This window comes from Kineosporia rhizophila (assembly GCF_021277265.1).
Lineage (GTDB): Bacteria > Actinomycetota > Actinomycetes > Actinomycetales > Kineosporiaceae > Kineosporia > Kineosporia rhizophila.
This window is the reverse complement of record NZ_JAJSOH010000015.1, coordinates 182,128-202,281: the sequence shown is the minus strand read 5'-3', so window position 1 is coordinate 202,281 and position 20,154 is coordinate 182,128. Positions and strand designations below refer to the sequence as shown.

General features: G+C 69.7%; 21 protein-coding genes and 1 pseudogene. 10 read left to right on the top strand and 12 right to left on the bottom strand.

All coding sequences use genetic code 11. The features are described from left to right. Positions 1 to 804: pseudogene (locus tag LWF15_RS21485) on the top strand (photosystem II reaction center PsbP family protein); the annotation flags it as partial. On the opposite strand, the gene LWF15_RS21480 reads toward LWF15_RS21485, so the two are convergent. Further along, positions 788 to 1,360, bottom strand: a complete 573-nt coding sequence (locus tag LWF15_RS21480) for a hypothetical protein (protein ID WP_232812673.1) — start codon at positions 1,358 to 1,360, stop codon at positions 788 to 790. The pseudogene LWF15_RS21485 and the gene LWF15_RS21480 overlap by 17 nt on opposite strands. A gap of 190 nt (positions 1,361 to 1,550) precedes the next feature. On the opposite strand from LWF15_RS21480, the gene LWF15_RS21475 reads away from it, so the two are divergent. The 4 genes from LWF15_RS21475 to LWF15_RS21460 all read left to right on the top strand — a co-directional run bounded on the left by LWF15_RS21475 (position 1,551) and on the right by LWF15_RS21460 (position 6,344). After that, positions 1,551 to 2,174 (top strand): superoxide dismutase, encoded by a 624-nt coding sequence (locus tag LWF15_RS21475; RefSeq protein ID WP_232812672.1) that lies wholly within the window; start codon positions 1,551 to 1,553, stop codon positions 2,172 to 2,174. Positions 2,175 to 2,367: 193 nt separating this feature from the next. Then, entirely contained in the window at positions 2,368 to 3,174 is an 807-nt protein-coding gene (locus LWF15_RS21470) for an FAD-dependent thymidylate synthase (protein WP_232812671.1), read from the top strand. Between the two features lies 1 nt (position 3,175). Further along, positions 3,176 to 4,231: a DUF2332 domain-containing protein gene (locus LWF15_RS21465; protein ID WP_232812670.1), complete on the top strand. Its 1,056-nt coding sequence runs from the start codon at positions 3,176 to 3,178 to the stop codon at positions 4,229 to 4,231. 70 nt (positions 4,232 to 4,301) lie between these two features. Further along, complete coding sequence (locus LWF15_RS21460; RefSeq protein ID WP_232812669.1) at positions 4,302 to 6,344, top strand: beta-galactosidase; 2,043 nt, start codon at positions 4,302 to 4,304, stop codon at positions 6,342 to 6,344. A gap of 2 nt (positions 6,345 to 6,346) precedes the next feature. On the opposite strand, the gene LWF15_RS21455 is transcribed toward LWF15_RS21460, so the two are convergent. Then, positions 6,347 to 7,573 (bottom strand): flavin monoamine oxidase family protein, encoded by a 1,227-nt coding sequence (locus tag LWF15_RS21455; protein ID WP_232812668.1) that lies wholly within the window; start codon positions 7,571 to 7,573, stop codon positions 6,347 to 6,349. Positions 7,574 to 7,690: 117 nt separating this feature from the next. On the opposite strand from LWF15_RS21455, the gene LWF15_RS21450 reads away from it, so the two are divergent. Next, a complete protein-coding gene (locus LWF15_RS21450) occupies positions 7,691 to 8,455 on the top strand; it encodes a cutinase family protein (RefSeq protein ID WP_232812667.1) in 765 nt (254 codons plus the stop codon). Here the strand turns inward: LWF15_RS21450 and LWF15_RS21445 are convergent. Continuing rightward, positions 8,433 to 8,990: a hypothetical protein gene (locus LWF15_RS21445; protein WP_232812666.1), complete on the bottom strand. Its 558-nt coding sequence runs from the start codon at positions 8,988 to 8,990 to the stop codon at positions 8,433 to 8,435. The genes LWF15_RS21450 and LWF15_RS21445 overlap by 23 nt on opposite strands. Before the next feature lie 116 nt (positions 8,991 to 9,106). Between LWF15_RS21445 and LWF15_RS21440 the strand changes: the two genes are divergently transcribed. Next, positions 9,107 to 9,487, top strand: a complete 381-nt coding sequence (locus tag LWF15_RS21440; protein ID WP_232812665.1) for a GntR family transcriptional regulator — start codon at positions 9,107 to 9,109, stop codon at positions 9,485 to 9,487. Here the strand turns inward: LWF15_RS21440 and LWF15_RS21435 are convergent, their stop codons facing one another. Continuing rightward, positions 9,488 to 10,054, bottom strand: coding sequence for a helix-turn-helix domain-containing protein (locus LWF15_RS21435; RefSeq protein WP_232812664.1), 567 nt, complete (start codon positions 10,052 to 10,054; stop codon positions 9,488 to 9,490). A 67-nt stretch (positions 10,055 to 10,121) separates the two neighbouring features. On the opposite strand from LWF15_RS21435, the gene LWF15_RS21430 reads away from it, so the two are divergent. Together LWF15_RS21430 and LWF15_RS21425 are read left to right on the top strand one after the other, a co-directional pair. After that, positions 10,122 to 10,748, top strand: coding sequence for a class I SAM-dependent methyltransferase (locus tag LWF15_RS21430; protein WP_232812663.1), 627 nt, complete (start codon positions 10,122 to 10,124; stop codon positions 10,746 to 10,748). Continuing rightward, positions 10,748 to 11,218, top strand: a complete 471-nt coding sequence (locus tag LWF15_RS21425; RefSeq protein WP_232812662.1) for a DinB family protein — start codon at positions 10,748 to 10,750, stop codon at positions 11,216 to 11,218. Before LWF15_RS21430 ends, LWF15_RS21425 begins: the two co-directional genes overlap by 1 nt. On the opposite strand, the gene LWF15_RS21420 is transcribed toward LWF15_RS21425, so the two are convergent. From LWF15_RS21420 to LWF15_RS21390, 7 genes are read right to left on the bottom strand one after another with little or no spacing between them, the layout of a single operon-like run. Further along, on the bottom strand, positions 11,215 to 12,024 hold the full coding sequence (locus tag LWF15_RS21420) for an ABC transporter permease (protein WP_232812661.1): 810 nt from the start codon (positions 12,022 to 12,024) through the stop codon (positions 11,215 to 11,217). The genes LWF15_RS21425 and LWF15_RS21420 overlap by 4 nt on opposite strands. Next, entirely contained in the window at positions 12,021 to 12,935 is a 915-nt protein-coding gene (locus LWF15_RS21415; RefSeq protein ID WP_269810568.1) for an ABC transporter permease, read from the bottom strand. Before LWF15_RS21415 ends, LWF15_RS21420 begins: the two co-directional genes overlap by 4 nt. Next, positions 12,884 to 14,059 carry an extracellular solute-binding protein gene (locus LWF15_RS21410; protein WP_232812659.1) on the bottom strand — a complete coding sequence of 392 codons (1,176 nt, stop codon included), beginning with the start codon at positions 14,057 to 14,059 and terminating at the stop codon, positions 12,884 to 12,886. Before LWF15_RS21410 ends, LWF15_RS21415 begins: the two co-directional genes overlap by 52 nt. Then, a complete protein-coding gene (locus tag LWF15_RS21405; protein WP_232812658.1) occupies positions 14,056 to 15,102 on the bottom strand; it encodes an ABC transporter ATP-binding protein in 1,047 nt (348 codons plus the stop codon). Before LWF15_RS21405 ends, LWF15_RS21410 begins: the two co-directional genes overlap by 4 nt. Positions 15,103 to 15,146: 44 nt before the next feature. After that, entirely contained in the window at positions 15,147 to 15,818 is a 672-nt protein-coding gene (locus LWF15_RS21400; protein ID WP_232812657.1) for a cache domain-containing protein, read from the bottom strand. A gap of 7 nt (positions 15,819 to 15,825) precedes the next feature. Next, on the bottom strand, positions 15,826 to 16,554 hold the full coding sequence (locus LWF15_RS21395) for a FadR/GntR family transcriptional regulator (protein ID WP_232812656.1): 729 nt from the start codon (positions 16,552 to 16,554) through the stop codon (positions 15,826 to 15,828). Positions 16,555 to 16,599: 45 nt separating this feature from the next. Beyond that, the gene (locus tag LWF15_RS21390; RefSeq protein ID WP_232812655.1) at positions 16,600 to 17,583 is read right to left on the bottom strand and encodes a tetratricopeptide repeat protein; all 984 of its coding nucleotides are present in this window, start codon (positions 17,581 to 17,583) and stop codon (positions 16,600 to 16,602) included. A 94-nt stretch (positions 17,584 to 17,677) separates the two neighbouring features. Here LWF15_RS21390 and LWF15_RS21385 point away from each other — a divergent pair, with 94 nt between their 5' ends. Continuing rightward, positions 17,678 to 18,265 (top strand): nucleosidase, encoded by a 588-nt coding sequence (locus LWF15_RS21385; protein ID WP_232812654.1) that lies wholly within the window; start codon positions 17,678 to 17,680, stop codon positions 18,263 to 18,265. 8 nt (positions 18,266 to 18,273) lie between these two features. Here LWF15_RS21385 and LWF15_RS21380 read toward each other — a convergent pair whose 3' ends face one another. After that, positions 18,274 to 20,091, bottom strand: a complete 1,818-nt coding sequence (locus LWF15_RS21380; protein ID WP_232812653.1) for a sialidase family protein — start codon at positions 20,089 to 20,091, stop codon at positions 18,274 to 18,276. Between the last annotated feature and the right edge of the window lie 63 nt (positions 20,092 to 20,154).

Here is a 20,154-nt window from a genome sequence, read left to right as displayed (position 1 = left end):
GCGACCACCCCGTCCGCAATCACCCCGCCCCCGGCCACCCCGACACCGGCCACCGCACCTCCGGGGGCCACATCCGGACCTGGGAACGCGCGCAGTCTTCCCCCGGAAGGGCGCCGCTTCCTGGTGGTGCTGGCGATCGCGGCCGTGCTTGCGTCCATCGCCTTCGCCCTGTTCCAGCTGCAGCCCGACGATCCGGACGAGACCCCTGCTGCCGAACCCACCATCAGCGCAACGGCGACCGACGGGGAGAAGCCGGCGCAGACGTCCTCTGCTTCGCCCGAAGACACGAGCGCGCCCGCCACCACCACGGCGGCCGAGCCCACCACGCCCAAGGCGAGTGCGACGTCCTCTGATCCGGATGCCCTGCCCGACGGTTTCGCGGTGCGGAAAGACCCGACCGGCTTCAGCGTCGCGCTGCCGAAGGGCTGGGACCGCTCGACCAAGAACAGCAGCGTGTACTTCCGCGACCCCGACAGCGGCGCCTACCTGCAGGTCGACACCACCACCGAGCCCAAGGACGACGCGCTCAAGGACTGGCAGGCGAACGAACCCTCGGTGCGGCAGCGGCTCCGGGATTACGAGCTGATCAGTCTGGAGCGGATCAAGTACCGCGACTACAACGCGGCCGACTGGGAGTACACCTGGACGACGTCCAACGGGAACCCGCTGCACGTGATCAACCGGAACATGCGGGTGAGCGACCAGCGGGCCTACGCCCTGGTGTGGTCGATTCCGGAGGGGGACTGGAAGTCCCGCCTGGACGACTTCGAGATCGTCACGGAGACGTTCAAGCCCGCCAAGTAAGCAGGGCCTGGGCGGTGCCGTCGTCCTGAGTCAGCGTGACGATCAGCCAGAGCACGCTGACCACGACGACGAGCGCGCCCACCAGGAACGCCCAGGTGATCAGGGCGTTCAGGAACGGGGTCAGCCAGACCGGCAGCCCGCCGCGCCTGAGATCTATCCCGGAAGGCGGGCTGGCCGAGGCAGGCGGGCGCTGGCGGGGTAGCTCACCGGGGCCCACCACTGCGGCGGTCTTGCCACTGCCCGGGCACGGTTCTACGGCCCACTCCTCGGTGCCCTGCGAGCGATTGTGCTGCGGCAGGTACTCGCCGTACTGCTCCAGGTAGAGCGGCTGCACGTGGGCAAGGCAGTCCCGGCACCGGCGCAGGTGCGGCTGGAAGTGCAGCGTCGGGTTGGCCGGGCAGGGTTCGCCGTCGATGCCGACGTGCGCAGGCAGCGCAGTGCCCAGTTCGTCGACCGTGGCGAAGCGGCGCTCGCAGACACCACAACGCACAACGGGACGGCCGTTCAGGGCCAGGGGGCTGGTCGGCAGGACCGAGTCAGGGCCCAGGGGTGTCACGGGTCGGACCCTCCGTCAGACGTCGCGGGCCGGCGTTCGCAGGCCTGTTCCGGCTGTCGGTCGGCGCCCTCGGGGGCGACGTGAGCGCGAGCCACCTGAACAGCCCAACACCAGAGGACGTCGGTTGTTGCCAACCTTTCGCAACAAGACTAGGTTCATTGTTGCCAAGAGTTCGCAACAGGAGGACGAAGTGGCCGACTACTCCCTGCCGGAACTGCCGTACGACTACTCCGCGCTCGAGCCGTACATCTCCGGCAAGATCATGGAGCTGCACCACTCGAAGCACCACAACGCCTACGTCACCGGCGCGAACACGGCGATCGACCAGCTCGCCGAGGCCCGGGAGAAGCAGTCGTTCGGGGCCCTGGGCGCCTACGAGAAGAACCTGTCCTTCCACCTGGCCGGACACGTGAACCACTCGGTGTTCTGGCCGAACATGTCGCCCGACGGCGGCGACAAGCCCACCGGCGAGGTGGCGGCCGCGATCGACGAGTTCTTCGGCTCGTTCGACGCCTTCCAGGCCCACTTCACCGCCAACGCACTGGGCATCCAGGGCTCGGGCTGGTCGATCCTGACCTACGACGTGATCGCCAAACGGCTGCACATCGTCCAGCTGTACGACCACCAGGGCAACGTGGCCACCTGCATGGTGCCGCTGCTGATGCTCGACATGTGGGAGCACGCGTTCTACCTGCAGTACACCAACGACAAGGCCAGCTACGTCAAGCAGTGGTGGAACATCATCAACTGGGCCGACGTACAGGCCCGGTTCGAGCGGGCACGCAGCCAGACCGCAGGTCTGATCGTCCCGTGACCAGGTTCCTGCGGGCGGGTTGAAGGCTTAGCAACCCGATCCGCAGGTTTCGGTTGAGGGCGGCGCCGGGACATGGGACCCGCACGCCGGCGCCTGGGTGCCGGAAGCGGGCCCGGCGCCGTCCTCAATTCTGTCGTTCTGCCCCTGGACTCGTAGGCTCGGGCGCCGTACAAGTCCCAGGAGGTCCACCCCCATGTCCCAGCCGTCCGCCCGGGTCGTCGCCGACTCGATCAGCCCGTCCGGCGTCCGCCTCACCACGATCGAGGCGAAGATGCACCGCTACGTGCTGGCCGAGTTCAACACCCACCGCGTGTTCTCGCGGAACTCGGCCAGCTCGCGGGCCATCCCGGTGGCCAAGCAGATCGCGGCCGTGCAGGACGATCCGGCGCTGCCCCTGGAATGGGGTGCGAACAAGCCGGGCATGCAGGCGGCCGCGCCACTGCAGGGCGAGGATCTCGAACTGGCCCAGAAAGCCTGGCTGCGCGCCCGCGACGCGGCGGTGGCGGCCGCCGGTGAACTACTGGCCGCCGGCCTGCACAAGCAGATCAGCAACCGCCTGCTCGAGCCCTTCATGTGGCACACCGTCATCGTCACCTCCACCGAGTGGGACAACTTCTACGAGCAGCGCTGCAGCCCGCTGGCCCAGCCCGAGATCCGCGCCTGCGCCGAGGCGATGCGGACGGCCATGCATGCCTCCACGCCGGTCGAGCTCGAGGCCGGGCAGTGGCACACGCCGTACGTCGGGGACGACGAACAACTGAAGCCCGAGGACGTCCTCAAGATCAGTTCCGCTCGCTGCGCCCGCGTCTCGTACCTGACGCACGACGGAATTCGTGACACCGCGAAGGATCTCGAGCTCTACGATCGGCTGGTCTCGGCAAAACCCATGCACGCCAGCCCGTTGGAGCACGTGGCCCGCCCCATCACCGCCACCGAGAAGCAGCTGGGCAACCTGCGGGGGTGGCGTCAGCTGCGGCACGACGTCGAAGTCGGCCCCTGAGATGGCCACGCGGACCAGGCAGGACTTCCAACGCTTCGCCGATTCCGCGGCCAATGCCAAAAACCCTCTCTACCAGAGGGTTGCCCGGGCGCTGAGCGAGTCCGACGAAGCTCTGGCCGTGGTCGAAGGGGCGCCCGGCCGTAAACGACGACCCGCCCTGGTCTTCGCGGCCCTTCACGACCTGGCCCTGTCCGGACGGGCCGAACCGCTGGCCCGGGCGTACGCGGCCGACGATGCCGAAGCCGCCGCACCGGCAGCGATCCAGGCTCTGCTGTCGCACCCCGAGCACGTGGTGGAGCTGCTCGGCCGCCGTACCCTGCAGGCCGACGAATTCGGGCGGTACGCCGTGCTGTGGCCGGTGATCGCCGAGGCAGCCCACCGGGCCGGCGCCGAAACGGTGGGTCTGGTCGACGTGATGTGCTCGGCCGGCCTGAATCTCAACGTCGGCCGCGTCGGTATTGCCTACAGCAACGGGCAGTTCTTGGGAGACGCGACGTCTCCCGTCCAGCTTGCGGCCTCGGTAGTGGGGAAGGCTCCGTTGCCGACCTGGCCGATGCCCAGAGTGGCCGCTCGCGTAGGCCTTGACCCGGATCCGATCGACACGAGCAAACCTGAGGACGCCCGCTGGCTGCGGGCCTGCGTCGAGCCGTCCCAGCGCGAGCAGCTCCGGCTGCTCGAGGCCGAACTCGACCTAGCGGCCACCGATCCCCCGGTGCTGGTGAAGGGCGACGTTCTCGACACCCTGCCCACCGCCCTCGCCCAGGTGCCCACCGACGTCCTCCCGATCGTCCTCACCACCTGGGCCCTCAGGGACCTGGCCCTCGACGACCGGCTACGCTTCCTGCACCGCCTCGACGAGGCCGCCGCCACGCGTCCGCTGGCCTGGATCTCGGTGGAGGGCGTGGGCGTGGCCCCGGCCGTGCCCACGTTCGGCGACCGGCGCGCCTCCGGGCACAGCATCATCGGCCTGGCCCTGCTGGAGGGCTCGAAGATGCAGGTCGAGGCGGTGGGCCGGAGCTGGTCGCAGGGGCGGATGCTGAGCTGGACCGCGGGCTAGAGCAGACGCCCACTGCCTGATTAAGTGGTGCCGTTCGCAACCCCCGAGTGGCAAGGACGCTGACGTACCCATGCTCTACGGCGCCGACTACAACCCCGAGCAGTGGCCGGAACACGTCTGGGACGAGGACGTGGAGCGGATGCGTGAAGCCTCCGTGACCACCGTCAGCCTGGGCATCTTCTCCTGGTCCCGCCTGCAGCCGACGCCCACCACCTGGGACTTCGACTGGCTCGACCGGGTGATCGGCAAGCTGCACGAGGCCGGGATCGGGGTCAACCTGGCCACCGCCACGGCCTCCCCGCCGCCGTGGATGAGCGTGGAGCACCCTGATGTGCTGGCCGTGGACGAGAACGGCGCTACCTACTGGCACGGGTCCCGCCAGCACTACTCCCCCGCCTCACCGACCTACCGCCGCCTGGCTGCGCAGCTCGTCACCAAGCTCGCCGAGCGCTACGCCCATCATCCGGCGGTGGTGATGTGGCACGTGAACAACGAATACGGATGCCACCTGCCGTCGGAGTACTCCGACGCGGCGCAGACTGCTTTCCGGGGCTGGCTGCAGAAGCGCTACGGCGGCATCGCCGAGCTGAACGATGCCTGGGGCACGGCATTCTGGTCGCAGCGCTACGGCCAGTGGGAGGAAGTCATGCCCCCGCTCAAGGCCCCCTACAGCCGTAACCCCGCCCAGCTGCTCGACTATCACCGGTTCATGAGCGACATGTGGCTCGAGTGCTACCTGGCCGAACGCGACATCATCCGCGCCGCCGGAGCCACCCAGCCGATTTCGACGAACATGATGGGTGCCTTCAAGCCCGGCAACTACCAGTCCTGGGCCCCACACATCGACGTCATCACCGATGACTGCTACCCCGACCCGCTGGATCCGCAACGCCCGCGCAACACCGCCTTTCAGCGTGACCTGATGCGCTCACTCAAGCCCGGCACCCCGTGGCTGCTGATGGAACAAGCAACGGACGCGGTGAACTGGCGACGTACGAACGTCTCCAAACAGGATGGCCAGCTGGCAGCCGAGACCGCACAGTCGGTCGGCCGCGGGGCCGACGGCATCTTCTACTTCCAGTGGCGCCAGTCCCGGGCCGGTGCCGAGAAGTTCCACTCGGCAATGCTTCCCCACGCCGGTACGCGCACCCGCACCTGGCAGGAGGCCTCGGCGCTCGGTGGGCAGCTGGCCGCCCTGCCAGAACTACCTCAACCCAAGGACGAGGATGCGCGGGTTGCGCTGGTATTCGATTGGGAGAACTGGTGGGCGATCGAAAACCCCGACCACCCGACCACGCTCGACTACCTCAGCCTGGTCCGCGAGTGGTACGGAGCCCTGCACCGCCGCGGCGTGATGGTCGACATCGTGCCGCCGGAACAGGTGAGTGACCGCCACCACCTGGCCATCGCGCCGTTCCTCTACCTGCTGCGCGACGAGGGCGCAGCCGCCCTCACCCGGTTCGTCGAGTCCGGGGGCGTGCTGTGCGCCGGCCCGTTCAGCGACATCGTCGACGCCAACGACCGCTTCCGCCTGGGCGGGTTCCTGCAGCAGCTCGGCCCCGTCCTCGGCGTCGGCCTGGAAGACTTCCGCGCCCTCCCCCTGCCCACCGCCACCGCCATCGCTGAGCGCGCCGGTACCGCCGAGATCGATTCAGGCGGTGACCACCCGAGCAGCAGCGACCACGTGGAGCTGGACCTCGCCGACGGCACCACCCTGCGCGGCACCCACTTCGCCGAGGCCCTCTGGGCCGACGACGCCGAAGTACTGGCCACCTTCCGCACCGGCCCCTCCGCCACCCGCCCGGCCCTCACCCGGCGCGTGCACGAATCCGGCGGTCAGGCCTGGTACGTCGGCACCATGCCCGACCCGGCCGGCCTCGACGCCGTGATCGGCCGCCTCCTGCACGAAGCCTCCGTCGCCCCGGTGATCGAGAACCTCCCCGAGGGCGTCGAGGTCGCCCGGCGGGGAGACGTGGTGACGGTCATCAACCACGGCCCTACGGCTGCAACCGTGAGCATCCCCGGCACAGAATTGCTGACTGGGGAAGAATTTGGCTCCCGGGAACTGGCTCCTCAGGAATTCGCCTTCGTGAAGTCGGCGATCACCTCATGAGCTCACCAGCCCGCTGAATGCACGATCTGGGCGGCCGCCCCGGCGATCTCAGCGTCGGGGCGGGCCCACAGCGCATCCAGCCAGGGGCCGGCGAACAGGCCGACCAGCGTGGGGTTGCCGTCGGCCGCGGTGGCGTCGAGCCACTCGCTGACCGAGCCCTCGTCCGGCCCGTGGATCCGGTAGTACCCGCTGGTGTGCTCGGGCCAGAAGCGCTCGTCGAAGCGCAGGATCACCTTCTCCACCCGGCCCATGCCCAGGCGGCCGAGGGCGGCGCGGTGGGCGGCCGGTAGGGGCGGTTCGAAATGAATGACGTCGGCGGCCAGTACGTTGACGGGTGCGGTGACGATGATCGCGTCAGCGCGGTGGTCGATGGCGAGCCCGGTCAGGTGCACACCGTCGCTCTCGACCCGGATGCTCTGCACCGGGTGTCCCAGGCGCACGTCCAGCCCGTCGGCCAGGTGGTCCACCAGGAGCCGATAGCTGCCGGTGATCCACGCGTCGCCTTCGCCCACGCCGGCCTCGAAGCCGTGGCGGGCGCTGAGCCACTCCAGCGGGGCGCCGGTGTCCATGGTGATCTCGGCGTCCACGTACCGGCGGATGGCCAGCGGCGTCCAGGGTTCGGGGCTCTGCAGCCACTCGCTGAGAACGTCGGCCACCGAGGCCCCGGCGGGAGCAGCCTGCAGCCGGTCGTGCAGGGCCTGCTCGAGCCCAGCCTCGGAAGCGACCGGCCCCGGTTCGCGTGGGTCGTTGAAGTCGGTCACCGTCGTGGTCAGGCCCAGGCGCTCGGCCAGGCGAGCCAGCACGTTCTCGTCGTACTGCTGCAGCCAGTTCGCCCCCAGGTCGAAGGTGCAGCCGTCGAGGTCCACCCCCGCGGTGCGCCCGCCCAGCCGCTCGCGAGCCTCGAACACCTGCACCGACACTCCCCGGGCCATTAGCTCGCGGGCCGCCCCCAGCCCGGCCATCCCCGCGCCGACCACCGCCACCCGCCGGTGCCCGAGCTCCGCAGCCCAGATCCCCGCCTCGACACCCTTCTCATACGCTCCATGGGTCATACCCGAGCGAGTGGGATGGGTCGCCTCCCCGGCGATCCGCAGGCGGGTGCCCACCGGCGTCCCCAATTGAACCCTGTCGGCCGGACTGCCGTGGCGGCCGATCAGACTCCAGGAACCGCGTGACCAGGGGTCTTCACCCCAGCGGGACACGGCGTAGGCGACGGGCACGATCGGCATGGTTGGGAAGCTAGCGCCCGCAGCGGGTGGATCCAAGCGCTTATGTTCGCAGGGCGAGCGCCGCGGCCCCGTGGTTGGCTGGAACAACGGACGTCACCTATCCCCGAAAGGAAAGCCGTGACCCGCTGGACCGTCGCCGCTCTGTCGGCTCTGATGCTGCTGAGTGCATGCGGCGACGACGAGAGCCCGAGCCGCCCACCGACGTCTTCAAACACCCCGACCATGGAGTGCAACGACTACCTGATCGTGACGGTGCGGGGCACGGGTGAGCCCCTGGACGGCTCGAACCTGCTCGGGCCGGTGGCCGAGCAGATCGCCGCGGCCCATCCGGGCCGAACCAGGCACTACGACGTGCCCTACCCGGCCAGCGCCGAGTCGCTCAGCACTGCTCCCGGAGACGCCTACTTCGGTGAAAGTGCCGACGATGGCGTGCGTCTGGTACTGAACGAGCTGAACTCAGCAGCCGAGCAGTGCCCGCAACAACGTTCGGTGGTGATGGGGTTCTCGCAGGGCGCTCTGGTGGTCGGGGATGCGCTGATCAGCCCCGATCGGCGCGATGCCGGTCAGGACGAAGCGGAACTCGACTCAAGAGCAGCCGAGAACGTCGCAGCTGCGGTGGTTTACGGCGATCCGCGGTTCGTGGGTAGCGAGCCGTTCAACGCGGGCACCTACGACCGCAGCGTGAACGGGATGCTGAGGCCGCGCTCGGCCGGCGATCTCGACGCGTTCGCCGACCGATTGCGCAGCTACTGCGTGGCCCACGACTTCGTCTGCCAGTCGGGCGGCCAGTTCGATCCGCATATCTCCTACTTCACCAACGGCATGCGCGACGAAGGGGCCCAGTTCGTGCTGGCGCGGCTCAGTGCGACAGCTTCACCTTGATCAGCGCGATGACCGCACCGGTGACAGCGATGCCGATCCCGCTCCACAGCGTGGCGGCCGAGGTGCGGCGGCCACTGAGGCGCTCGACGGCCAGACCGGTGGCGGCCAGGCGCAGGATGACCAGACCGGCGGCGGCGATCTCGGCGGCCAGCGGATCGAAGCGGTGCAGCGCGAGTCCGGCGAAGATCAGGGTGGGCGCCACCCCCGAGCTGAGAATCGGCACTGCATCGCGGATTTCCTGGCGCAGGTGCCCGGCGTGCTCGCGTGGGGTGCGGCCCAGTCGCTCACCCACGTTGTGCGCGAAGATGTGGGCGATGTAGGTGGTCAGGACCGCGGCGAGCACCACCAGCCAGGACTTGTCGTGGTCGTGCGCGCCGACGGTGCCGATGACGGCCGCCAGCACCAGGATGTTGCCGTAGACGTAGGCCGAGATCCGACTGCGGGCGCGGTCTTCGTCGAGCGGCTGGTCTGCGGGGAACTGCCGGCTCAGCGGCCCGAACACGGGGCGCTGCTCAGGGGTCTGCAACTCCGTCATGATCGAATCGTAGGGACGCATCGGACCACCCGCATGCGGGGACGAAAGCGGGACAAACGGCCCAGGCCGGAACGATCATCTATAGTGCTAGGTGATTAGTTCATTGGAGATGCACAGTGATCGATTTCTACCTGTCCGCCGGGTCCGGCGTCTCGCCGTACCTGCAGCTCGTGCAGCAGGTACGGCAGAACCTGCGGCTCGGGCTGCTGTCCGAGGGCGACCAGCTGCCCACGGTCAAGGAGGTCGTCTCCAAGCTCGCGATCAACCCGAACACCGTGCTCAAGGCCTACCGCGAACTCGAGCGTGAGGGCCTGGTGGCACCCCGGCCGGGGGTGGGCACGTTCGTCACCCGCACATCCGGCCCGAACCTGCTCGAAACCCACCAGGAGCTGCGCGAGAGCCTGCGCGAGTGGCTGCTCCAGGCCACCCGCTCAGGGCTGGAGCCGGACGACATCGAGGCGCTCTACCAGACCACCTTCCGGGCCACGATCACCTGATCAGTGCACGTGGGTCTGCAGCCCGTGCACCCCGAACAGGATCATCAGCTCCACCGCCCGCCCGTCGGCACTGCCCAGCCAGTGCGGCAGCGAGGTGTCGAACTGGGCCGCCTCGCCCGGCGGCAGCGTCATGTCCCGGTCGCCCAGCACCAGCCGCAGCCGGCCGGAGAGCACGTACAACCACTCACCGCCCTCGTGCGTCTTCAGCTCCGGCTCCAGGGGTTCGGACCGGGCCGGAATGATCATCTTGAACGCGTGCACACCGCCCGGATCACGTGACAGCGGGATGAACGTCATGCCGAACCGCTCGATCGGCTTGAGGTGGATCCGGGGGTCGCCGGTGCGCGGGGCGCCGACCAGGTCGTCCAGCGGCACCCGGTAGATCCGCGACAGCGGCAGCAGCAGTTCCAGAGTGGCCCGGCGCTGCCCGCTCTCCAGCCGGGACAGTGTGCTTTCGGAGATCCCGGTCGTCACGGAGACCTCGGCCAGGGTGATGCCGCGCTCCCGCCGCAGGGTGCGCAGCCGTGCCCCGACGGTGCTGAGGACGTCTTCGGTTTCCGGATCCACGGCGTCCAGCTTGCCGGATCGGCAAGAAGACGTGCCAGCCCGGGCCCTGCGTGGCGAGACTGCGGGCATGACGAACCACGACGATCCGCTGACCTTCTGGGACAGCCTGTACTCCGGGCGGCCCACCGTCACCGATCCTCGGCCGAATGCCCGTCTGGTCGAACTGGCAACCGATTTCGAGCCTGTGGACGCTCTCGACCTCGGATGCGGGTCGGGTGGCGATGCGCTGTGGCTGGCTCGTCAGGGCTGGCAGGTCACCGCCACCGACATCTCCCCCGTGGCGGTGCAGCGACTGGCCGAACTCGCCGGTTCACTCGGGCTGCCGATCACCGCCGTGCAGCACGACCTGGCCCACTCCTTCCCGGCCGGCCAGTTCGACCTGGTCAGCGCGCACTACTTCCAGACGCCGTTCGACCTGGACCGCTCTGCGGTACTGCGTTCGGCGGCTTCGGCCCTGCGCCCAGGCGGGCGACTGCTGGTGGTCGACCACGGCTCGTCGGCCCCCTGGTCCTGGAATCAGGACCCGGAAGCGCGCTTTCCCGGACCGCTCGAGATCGCGGCCGGTCTGGACCTCGATCCGCAGATCTGGACGGTGGAGCGCGCCGACTCACCCCGGCGCACCGCCACCGGGCCGGGCGGGCAGACCGCCGAGGTGATCGATCACGTCCTGGTGATCCGCCGGAGCCGTCCCTGATGCCCGGCCGCCGTGACACTCCCCCACCCCGAACGGGCAATACCGAGATCGAGGTGCTGAGAGGTTTTCTCGACTACCTGCGCACCTCGGTCGCCGCCAAGGTGGAGGGCGCCCCCGAACCACAGGTACGCGAGGCCGCGGTGCCGTCGGGCACCAATCTCCTTGGTCTACTCAACCACCTCACCGAGGTGGAGCGCTCGACGTTCCTGGGGGCGAGCGTCCGCAATTGGAAAGCCACCTTTCGGGCAGCCGAGACCGACACCGTCGCCGAAGTGGTTGCCCGTTACCGGGAAACGGTCGCGCAGGCCAATGCCGTCCTGGACAACTGTCCCGACCCGGGCGCCCCGCTTTCCCACCGAGGTGCGCCGAGCGTCCGTTGGGCCCTGACCCACATGATCGAGGAGACCGGCCGGCATGCCGGGCACGCGGATATCATTCGGGAACTGATCGACGGTCGCACCGGCCGTTAACGGGTTCCGCTGGTCAGCTCGTTCACCCCGGAAAGCCGCTGGGCGATCCAGATCGGGATGATCGAGATCAGGATGAGCACCACCGCAACCACATTCACCACCGGCGCCTGGCTGGGCCGGAACAGGTTGTTGAGGATCCAGATCGGCAGGGTCTGCACCCCGCTGCCGGCGGTGAAGGTGGTCACGATGATCTCGTCGAAGCTCAGGGCGAAGGCGAGCAGGGCCCCGGCCAGCAGCGCCGAGCGCAACTGGGGAAAGGTGACCAGGCGGAACGTGGTCCACGGCCCGGCCCCCAGATCGGCCGAGGCCTCTTCCAGGGTGGCGCCGAGGCGGCGCAGCCGGGCCTGGACGTTGTTGAACACGGTGACGATGCAGAAGGTGGCGTGGGCGACGACGACGGTGAAGAGCGTCAGCCGCAGGCCCATGATGCCCCGGAAGGCGTTGTTCAGGGCGATGCCGGTGACGATGCCGGGCAGGGCGATGGGCAGGATCACCAGCAGGTTCACCGCGTTGCGGCCGAAGAACGAGAAGCGTTGCAGGGCCAGGGCGAGCAGGGTGCCCAGGACCAGTGCGATCGCGGTGGAGAGAGCGGCCACCTGGAGGCTGGTGAGGACGGCGTCGCGGGCTCCGGCGCTGCCCCAGGCGCGGCGCCACCACTCCAGGGTCAGGCCGCTGGGTGGCCAGGTCATGGCCTGGTCGGTGTTGAACGAATTCATCACCACCACCAGCAGCGGCAGGTAGATCCCGGCCAGGACCAGCACGGTGAGGCCGGCCAGGACGCGGCGGGCGGTGCGGCTGAGGCTCATAGGTTGTCCAGGGCTCCGGTGCGGCGGACCGCGGCCAGGTAGGCGAGCATGACCAGGATCGGGATCAGGGCGACGGCGGCGGCCAGGGGCAGGTTGTTGGCCGCCCCCGCGTTGACGAACACCAGGTTGCCGAGCATCTGGCTGGCCCCGCCCACGATGTTCACGGTGATGTAGTCGCCCAGGGTCAGTGAGAAGCTGAAGATCGAGCCCGCGATGATCGCCGGGAACAGCAGGGGCAGCACCACCCAGCGCAGCGTGTGGCCGGTGCCGCCGCCCAGGTCGCCCGAGGCCTCCAGCAGCGAGTCCGGAACCCGTTCCAGCCCGGCGAAGATCGGCAGGATGACATAGGGCAGCCAGATGTAGGCCTGGGTCATCACCACCGCGGTCAGGCCGTAGCCCGGGCTCTGCAGGCCGATCGGCGCACCGAGCCACTCCAGCAGCCCGCCGTCGGAAAGCGTTGCCCGCCAAGCGAACGCCTTGACCAGGTAGCTGGCCCACAGCGGGGTGAGCACGGCGATCAGCAGGACCCGGCGCAACCGGGGTGAGGCGACCTTGGCCATGAAGAACGCGATCGGCAGGGCGATCAGCACGTCGATCACGGTGACCAGGGCCGCCACGCCCACGGTGCGCAGGGTCACCGTGCGGTAGAGGCTGCCGGTGAGCACGGTCTGCAGGTTGTCCAGCGACAGGGTGCTGCGGTCGAGGTCGCCGGTGAAGCTGTCCACCTGCCACAGCGCGGTCACCAGCAGGGCGGCCAGGGCCACCACGTAGACCGCGACCAGCCAGGTCAGCGGGGCTGCGATCAGCAGGCCCAGGCGCAGGACCGGGCGCCGGGCCAGCAGAGCGCCCGTGCGGCGGCTCAGCCCTTGATCTCGGTCCACGCCGCGGTCCACTGCGAGTAGTCGGTGCATTCGACGTCCCGGCCGTCCAGGCACTTCTTGATCGGAGTACGCCAGTACCAGAGGCTCTGGGAGAACTCCTCGTCGCCGGCGTGGAAGGTCTCGCAGTGCTTCGGGTCGGTGGTCTCGGCGCAGGCCGCCTCGCTGTTGGGCGCCTCCCCGAAGTACTCGGTGGCCTGGGCGTTGGCCTTCGGGCTGACGATGTAGTCCATCCAGGCGTAGGCGCAGTTCACGTTCTCGGCCTGGGAGGAGAGCATCCAGGTGTCGTTCCAGGCGGTCGAGCCCTCCTCGGGCAGCACCGCCCTGATGTTGTCCTTGCCGATCGCGTTGACGATCACCTGCCAGGTGGTGCCCACCACGGTGTCGCCGGTCTCCGACGCGGAGATCAGCTTCAGGTAGTCCGACCAGTACTCGCCCACGTACTCGCGCTGCGTCTTCAGCAGGGCCACGGCCGCGTCGAGCTGCTTCTGGTCGAGGGCGTAGGGGTTGGTGATACCGCTGTCCGGGTCGTGTTTCATCAGGTACAGCGCGGCGTCGGCGATGTAGATGGGTGAGTCGTAGGCGGTGACCTTGCCCTTGTACTTGGCCAGCTCCGACTCCTCGAACACCGCACCCCAGGAGGTCGGCGGCTCGGTGACCACGTCGGCGTTGTACTGCAGCAGGTTCGCGCCGTAACCGTGCGGGATGCCGTAGTTGACGCCGTCCACCGTGTTCCACTCGGTGTCCTTGAGGAAGTCGAAGACCCCCGCGTAGTTGGGCACCAGGTCGGTGTTCACGGCGGCCGCCTCGCCGGAGGCGACCAGTCGCAGCGACAGGTCGCCGGAGGCCGCGACCACGTCGTAGTCGCCGCTCTTGGCCAGGTTCAGCGCCTCGTCCGAGGTGCCGTAGGTCTTGCTGGTGACCTGGCAGCCGGTCTGTTCCTCGAACGGCGTGACCCAGTCGACCTCCGGGTCGTTGGTGCCGTCCTCCACGTAGCCGGGCCAGGCCAGGATCGAGACCTGGCCCTCCTTCTCGCCCAGTTCGGTCAGGGCCTGGGCACTTTCGCTGTCACCGTCGCCGTCCCCGCCGCACCCGGCCAGGACGGTCAGAGCCAGCATCGACACCAGCGCACCGGCGGTGCGGGAGTTTCTCCTCATTGCGTGCTCATCTCGCCTTCGGCAGGGGTTCTCGTTTCCAGAGGGACGAGGTCGCGGCGGTTCCAGCAGGCCGTCACCTTCGCGCCTCGGTCCTCTCGGGACTGGGATGTCGTTTCGAGTACGACGAGCGGGGTTCCGTCGTCCAGCCGGAGGTGAACCCGGTGGGCGGCCCCCAGGTAGATCGACTCGGTGACCACACCCTGGAGCCGGATCTCCGCGTCGTCCTCGACCGGTTGCTCGGTCAGCCGGATCTTCTCGGGCCGAAGCGCGTGGCTGCCCTCCAGGCCGAACAGCCGGCGCGACGACTCGGCGTCGAAAAGGTTCGACGTGCCCACGAACTGGGCCACACCCGGGGAGACCGGGTGCTCGTAGATCTCGGCCGGGGTGCCGACCTGAACGATGCGGCCCTGGTCGAACACCGCCACCCGGTCGCTGAGGCTGAGGGCCTCCTCCTGGTCGTGGGTGACGAAGACGAACGTGGTGCCCAGGTCGCGCTGCAGCTGTTTCAGCTCCACCTGCATCTGCTCGCGCAGCTTGAGATCCAGTGCGCCGAGCGGCTCGTCGAGCAGCAGCACCCGGGGCCGCACCGCGATCGCCCGGGCCAGGGCCACCCGCTGGCGCTGGCCGCCGGAGAGCTGGTGCGGGCGGCGGGCCTCCACGTGCTCCAGGCGCATCAGGGCGAGCATCTCCCGGGCCCGGGCATGCCGTTCCCGCTTGCCGACCCGGCGGACGCGCAGCCCGTAGGCCACGTTGTCGAGCACGCTCAGGTGCGGGAACAGGGCGTAGTCCTGGAACACGGTGCTCACGTCGCGCTCGAACGGGGCGGTGGCGGTGACGTCGCGGCCGTCCAGCTCGATCGTGCCCGAGCTGGCCCGCTCGAAGCCGGCGATCAGCCGCAGCACCGTGGTCTTGCCCGACCCGGAGGGCCCGAGCATCGAGAAGAACTCGCCGTCGTGGACGGTCAGGTCGAGGCCGTCCACGGCCACGACCTCACCGAACCGCTTGGTGAGGGCGCGCAGGACGACGGGTGGGGTTGACTGCACCCTTTAAACCTATGGGACCAGATGTTTAAACGTCCAGAGGTGACCTAACTTGTAACAACCCGGACCAACGACAGCGGCAGGTCGCCGCACCCGGTGCGCTCCCGGCAGTCGGCGAAGTCGATCAGTTTGCCTGCGGCGAGCCGGTGGTCGGCCGAGACCATCACCCGCCCGTGGTCCGAGACCAGGGTCGCGCCGGCCGCCCCGAGCCCGGCCAGCAGCACGTCCTCGAGCGTCTCGACCAGCGTGTCGGCCCCGACGATGCCGAGCATCCGGTCACCCGCCACGACCGGCTGGCTGAGGGTGACCACGTACTCGTCGGTGCACACGTAGTCGACGTAGGGGCCGGTGACGTGACGCTGCCGGGTGCGCTCGGGCACCCGGAACCACTCCCGGCGGGTGTAGTCGAGCAGGTCGCCGTCGGGTGAGCCGGCCTCCCCCAGCAGCCGCCGGCCCTCGCCCTGCCACCAGGCCAGGTACAGCGAGCGGTCGGCCAGCGCGTCCTTCGAGGAGACGAACCCACAACCGAGGACGAGTCCCGCGTCCAGTCGCGTACGGGCCCGCTCACGCAGGGCCTCGACCACGGCCTCGGCCCCGGCCGGCCCTTGGGCGAAGAGCCCGGCCAGGCACTGCCGCATGTCCTCGAGCGCTACGAAGAGACCTTCGAAGAGGTCGGAGACATCGCGGGCAAGAGCACCCATTGTGGTCTCGGTGCGCACCGCCGCATCATCGCACCGTGCGGTGGAGCTCGGCCAGACCTGCGAGCGCGGCGTCCACCTGGGTCTGGACGATCCGCCGGGCCGCGTCACCGTCGTGTTTCGCCAGTGCGTCGACCAGGTTCGCGTGGTGTTCCCCGGCCTGCTGCGGGGTGCGCGCCGACAGCCGCAGCAGCACGCCGAACTCGGCCTCCTGCCGCATCATCTCGCGGGTCATCCGGGCCGACTGGGTCAGCGCGGCCACCGCCAGGGTGAACTCGATGCCCAGGTGGCGCCAGGCGGCCACGTCCTCGCGGTCGGGCGGGGCGGCGAGCTCGCGCAGTTCCTGCACGTCCTGCTCGTCGGCGAACTCCGCGGCCAGCTCGGCGCAACCGGCCAGGATCACCCGGTAGAGGGTGCCGCGGTCGCGCAGCTCGACCCGGGACATCCCGGCCAGGCGCTGGGCCAGCACCTGCTCGTCGAGCTTGTGCGGCCGCTGGACGAAACTGCCGCCCCCGCGCCCCCGTACGGTGGTGACCAGCCCCTTGTCCCGCAGGGCCTGCAGGGCCTCGCGGGCGGTGACCGTGGCCACGCCCAGCATGGTGGCCAGCTCCTGCTCGCTGGGCAGCCGCTCGCCGTCGGCCAGCAGGCCCACCCGGATCGCGTCGGCCAGGCGCTGCTCGACCCGGACCGCCCGGCCCACCTCGCCCAGGGGGGCGAACACCGCCGAGCGCGAACGTGAGGCGCGGCGAACAGACACAGGTCCAGGATACGGGCCGGAAACGACCAGCCCGGCAGGGCCCGCTCAGTTCAGCGCAACCTCCAGCGCGCGCACCGCCCGCCCCTCCGCGTCGCTCGCCCAGCGCTCCAGCACCTCCCGGGCCTCGTCCGGCTCGGCCGAGATCCCGACCTCCCGCTCCGGCGCCCACACCTCGTCCGCGCTGTGGTCGTGACCGGGTACGGCATTGCCCTCGCTGCAGGCCGTACACAGCATCCGCACCGTCTGCCCCCAGTCCTCGGCGGCCGGGAGCAGGTCGGTGAGCTCCTCCACGTCGTCCGGGGCCGGAGCCACCACCTGGGCCGTCAGGGTGGGCACGGTGCTGCGTTCCCAGAGCATGATCTCGTTGAACACCCCGACCTCCTGCCCGTCGATCCGGCGCGAGCCGACCGGGTCACCGTCGTGCAGGACGATGTCGCCGAAGCGGTGCCCGGACTGCGGCGTGGGCACGTTCACGATCTGCGCCCGGGCCGGGCACAGGCGCTGCGTCCACACCACCTCGGTCTCCCACACCTGGCCGTCGATCGACAACGGCTCCTGCCCGGCGAAGCGGGGCTCGGCGTTCAGCCGCACCGGGGCGGGGCCGAAATCGGCGGTCACGGCCTCGTTCGGGAGCGCGGCGCAGGGCAGCACCAGGCCGAAGGTCTCCCACGCCGCCCGCGCGGTCGGCCAGTCGCGCAGGGCCGTGGCCGCGATGCCCAGGTTCCAGGCGGCCGGCTGTTCCTGCCGGTGATGGTCCGGGATGAGTTCCAGGGCCCGGCGGCTGAACTCGGCCGAGTGCGCCCAGTCGGCCCGCCACTTGGCGTACATGCCGCGGTCGTACCAGAACGAGTCGTCGTCCGGCCGGCGCCGGGTGGCCTCCTCGGCCAGCGCCGCCAGCAGCTCGGCCCGCCCCTGCGGGTTGTCGTCCGCGTCGATCTCGGGGTGCACGGAGCGGTACCGAGCCATCAGCTGCCGGTCGGAGAGCTCGGGCAGCGGCCGGCCGGACAGGTCACGGCGTCGGAACATCACGGTGGCATTCTGGCGCACCGGCGTGGACCGGCCCGCGCCGGTGCGTCGCCCCTCGGGCCCCGGACCGCGGGTGGAGCGTGATATTGCAGTAGCCGTGACCACTGAACAGCTCATCGGTACCGTCAGCAGCGACCGGCCCCTCCTGGTGGTCGCGGTCGCGGAGGAGGCCCAGTTCCTGGACGGCCGTCTGCCGGTCCTGATCACCGGGATCGGGAAGATCAACACCACCGGCGCGGTGCTGGGTGCGGTGGCCGGCGGCCCCCGCCCGGCGAGCCTGATCAATCTGGGCACGGCCGGTGCGCTGCGGCCCGGTCTGCACGGCCTGCACGAGATCAGCACCGTCGTGCAGCACGACCTCGACACCGAGCTGCTGCTGCGGCTCACCGGCAACACCTACGGAGCGCCGATCCACCTCTCGGCCCCCGGGGACATCACCCTGGCCTCGGGCGACACCTTCGTGGCGGACGGCGCCCAGCGGGACGCCCTGGCCCAGCGAGCCCACCTGGTCGACATGGAGGGCTACGCGGTGGCCGCCGCCGCCCAGCGACTGGGCCTGCCGGTGCGGCTGATCAAGCAGGTCAGCGACGACGCGGACGAGAACTCCACCCGCACCTGGCCGGAGACCGTGGCCGCCTGCGCCCAGGTGCTGGCCGACTGGGTAGCCCGCGAGTCCGGCGCCTGAGACCCGGCTCAGACCACGTCGAACAACTGCACCGAGATCTGCCGCCCGGCCTCCCAGACCGCGGCGATCCGGTTGCCGCCCAGCGATTCCAGGTCGGCGTAACCGGCGCCGTCACCCACCGCACCTTCCCGGACCACCGTGTAGGCGGGCCAGGTCCGGCCGTCGTCGGGTGAGGTGCTGATCGCCAGGTTGTAGCGGCCGGTGAAGTCCTGGTGGTTGGTCGCCGCCAGACGCCCGTCCGGCAGGGTGATCAGGTCGTCCTGCACCGGGGTGGAGGGCAGGCTGTACTCCGGGGTGGCCGGGCTCCAGGTCAGGCCCTCGTCGGTGCTGGTGGTGACGTACTTCCAGCCCGGCGGGTTGTTGTCGGCGGCCCAGCGCACGTGGGCCCGCAGGGTGCCGTCGCGCAGTTGGGTGGCCTGGATCTCGTTGGTGTTGTCGGTGGGCACGATGCCGCCCAGTTGCCAGGTCTCACCGTGGTCGTCGGAGTAGATCGCGTGGCTGCGGTAGGCCGAACGCGCCGGGTCGTAATGGTTGCAGGGCACCAGAAGACGACCACTGGCCAGTTGCCGGGCCCCACCGGGCCCGGTGGCGTACCAGCGCCAGGAGGGCTTTTTCGTGCTGTCGGTGATCTCTCGCACCGGCGCCCAGGTGACTCCGTGGTCGTCGGAGAAGGTGCGGTAGACGCGGCGGGTGTCTTCGGCCGTCCCGTCGTTGATCTCCACCTCGTTGTCGGTGCCGAGATTGCCGGTCAGCAGCAGATGCAGCCGCCCGGTGCTGCGGTCGAGAACGGGAACCGGGTTACCACGGGTGTTCTCACCGTCGTCCACCACCGTGATCTCCTCGCCCCAGCTCTGCCCACCGTCGGTGGAACGCCGGGCGACCAGACCGATGTGGCCGGAGTCCGCGTCGCCGTCCCAGCGGTGCTCGGCGAAGATCACCACGGAGTCGTCGGCGCAGCGCACGATCGCCGGAATCCGGGCCCGGCCACCCTCGACCGTGGAGATGACCTTCGTCTGCTCCGGCCCGGCGGGGGCCACGGCGGCCGGCACCACCGGGATCGAGTAGCGAGAGACCAAATACGTACGGACGTCGGTGAGCTGTCGTTCGGTAACCGCACCTTTGATCACCAGGACAGCGAAAAGGTCAACACCCCGGTTCACCCCACCCAGTCGCAGGGGCGCTGAGGTGGTGACCGAGGCGGCGTAGCCGGAGTTGTCGGTACCGCCGCCACCGGCAACGATTTTCGCGGCGAAGTCGCCGTCCAACGCGGCCCGCACATCCCGCCCGGTCAGGGCGAGCTCGTACAGACGCACCGCCCCCAGCCCCCGCGCGGTGGTCTCGCGATGCGTGCGCGCCCCGGCGTTGCCCGTGACATCGCGCACCCGGAAGACGGTGCCCATCGAGGCCGGGCTGATGCGTTCCAGGTACATCGAGTACCCGGCCGGAGTGGAACCGTGAATGCCGTTTCCCTTGTACAGGAACGTGTTCCGCGGCCCCGTGGTCTCCATGCTGCGATTGCGGGCCACCACCAGCACCCGGAACGGCCCCTTGCCCGGATTCAGCTCCGGGGCGTCCGGAATGCCCAGGAAGCAGTCGGCCAGGTCGGCCTGCGGCGTTGTGAATCGAACGGCGGGGTGCTGGTTCAGAGCGCCGGCCACCCGGATCGGGCGCGCGGCCGGGTTGGCCTGGCGAGCCGTGAGACCACCGCCCCGCGCATCACCCCAGGCCCGAACCCGACCCCCTCCGACCAGCACGTTCTGGTCGGAGTAGAGCTCCAGGGCCAGGAGATCACCGAGCGTCTTGTCCGGATTTGTCACGTCCGTCATGGGCCGAAGCTAGCAGCCGGGCCCCACCGGCAGGCCCGAACTCCACTTCGGCCGACCCAGCAG